General features: G+C 59.8%; 2 protein-coding genes. Both read right to left on the reverse strand.

Annotated elements, in window-relative coordinates; all coding sequences use genetic code 11:
• Positions 1-656, reverse strand: a 656-nt coding sequence (gene istB / locus G547_RS0115945) for an IS21-like element helper ATPase IstB (protein ID WP_027330696.1), incomplete at its 3' end; no start/stop codon positions are given.
• Entirely contained in the window at positions 653-1834 is a 1182-nt protein-coding gene (istA, locus tag G547_RS0115950; RefSeq protein WP_027330697.1) for an IS21 family transposase, read from the reverse strand. The genes istA and istB, both read right to left, overlap by 4 nt.
• Between the last annotated feature and the right edge of the window lie 98 nt (positions 1835-1932).

Consider the following 1932-nt stretch of genomic DNA (forward strand, 5'->3'; position numbering starts at 1 on the left):
CGGTCCAGTATCGCGGTGGCAATGACCTGATCCCCGAACACCTCACCCCAGTCGGTAAAGCTCTTGTTGGAGGTCAGGATGATACTGGCCCGCTCGTAGCGCCGGTTGACCAGCCGGAAGAACAGACTGGCTTCCTCTCGGGTCATGGGCAGGTAGCCGATCTCATCGAGCACCAACACTCTCGGGTAGGTCAGCTGTTGCAGTTGCCGATCCAATCGGTTTTCCTGACGGGCTTTGATCAAGGTGCTGACCAACCGGTCCAGACTCATGAATAGTACCCGGTGACCGGCCTCGGCGGCTTTGACGGCGAGGGCAACAGCCAAGTGGGTTTTACCTACTCCGGGTGGCCCCAGCAGTACCACGTTTTCACTGCGCTCCACGAAGCCCAGCCCGGACAGTTCGCGCACCGTCTTCTTGTCGATGCTCGGCTGGAAGCTGAAGTCGAACTGCTCCAGGGTTTTCACCCAGGGCAGACGCGCCTGCTTGAGCCGCGATTCGAAGCCGCGTTGATGGCGACCGCCCCATTCCTGGGAGAGTGCCTGTTCGAGGAACTCCCGGTAGTTCAGGTCCGCTTTACTGGCGTGTTCGCACAGGGTGTCGAGAGAAGCATGAAGGTGCTCCATTTTCAGGCGATCCAAGAGTTGCTCGAGGTTCATGACAGCACCTCCTCATAGACACTGAGGTTACGCTGCTGGACACCCACCGATTGCCAGAGCGGCTTGTGATGAGACGGCGTGGTTTGCCAGCCATCGGTTCGCGCCCGCAGTCGGTGTTCGGCGATCAGGGCATCGTGCTTGTCATAGACCCGCAGGGTATCGTCCAGGCTGATCCGCAGGCTGACGCCTTGGCCACAGTAAGACTCGGGCACGCTGTAGCGGTTGCCCCGCACTTCGATGTAGCCGTCCCAGCCGACCTGGCGCAGATCCCGGTAACTGGTGTCGAAGCGCCTCACCGGAAGGGCCTGCAAGGCGACTTTCTCGTCGATAAAACGGGCGAACGGAGACTGTTCGAACTGACGTAGGGTTCGCTGATCGGCCACGGTACTGACCCATTGGGTCAGCAACTGATTCAGGTGCGCCCAGCTCTCGAAGCGTTGGTAACGCTGGAAGAAGTGGTCTTTGACGTAGCCCACCATGCGCTCGACTTTACCCTTGGTTCGAGGCCGGTGCGGCTTACAGGCTTTGGGGCTGAACCCGTAGTGGTGCGCCAGTTGCAGGAAGCCCTGGTTGAACTGGACCTCACCACCGGCGCTGTGCCGCAGGACGGCGGCTTTCTGGTTGTCCACCAGCACCGTGGCGGGGACACCGCCGAAGTGCTCCAAGGCCTGCACCAGGGCCTCATAGGTATGCTCCGCATCCTCACAGGGCGCGGCCCACACGTGGAGACGGCGGGAGTAGCCCAGCACGTTAACGGCGATATGGACCTTGCACCGTTCACCGGCCAGCAACACTTCCAGGTTGCCCCAGTCGTGTTGCAGTTGATGACCCGGTGCCGTCTCGAAGCGCACCGTTTTGCGGTTGGGGCGCAACGCCCGTTTGGGCTGGATGTAGTCCCGGACCAAGGTTCCGCCACCGGCGTAGCCTAAGTCTTTGATTTTATGAAGGATCACCTCAGCGTTCCAGACACCTTCGGCCAACTGCTGGTCGATGAACGACTTGAAGGGATCGAGCTTGCTGCCTCGGGGTTGATTACGGCGTCCGGTTTTGGGGGCGGGCAGTGCCAGGTAGCGACGTACCGTGCGCTCACAGCAGCCCAGACGGTGGGCAATATCCACGATGTGTGCCCCCTCTTTGCGAAGTTGCTTTATCATGTAGAAGTCCTCTCGGCTCAACATGGTGGTGTCCTCGATGCTTGGTCGCAAACAAGGAAACCCCATTTGGGTTGGGAGGACAATCTAAGTTGGTAATTTACGGACTTTTAACACCGGTGCTG

This window comes from Marinimicrobium agarilyticum DSM 16975, from assembly GCF_000423345.1.
Classification (GTDB): Bacteria; Pseudomonadota; Gammaproteobacteria; order Pseudomonadales; family Cellvibrionaceae; genus Marinimicrobium; species Marinimicrobium agarilyticum.

Coding starts and splice junctions, on each gene's coding strand:
- istA (WP_027330697.1), bottom strand. CDS start 1,834: ATGTTGAGCCGAGAGGACTTCTACATGATAAAGCAACTTCGCAAAGAG.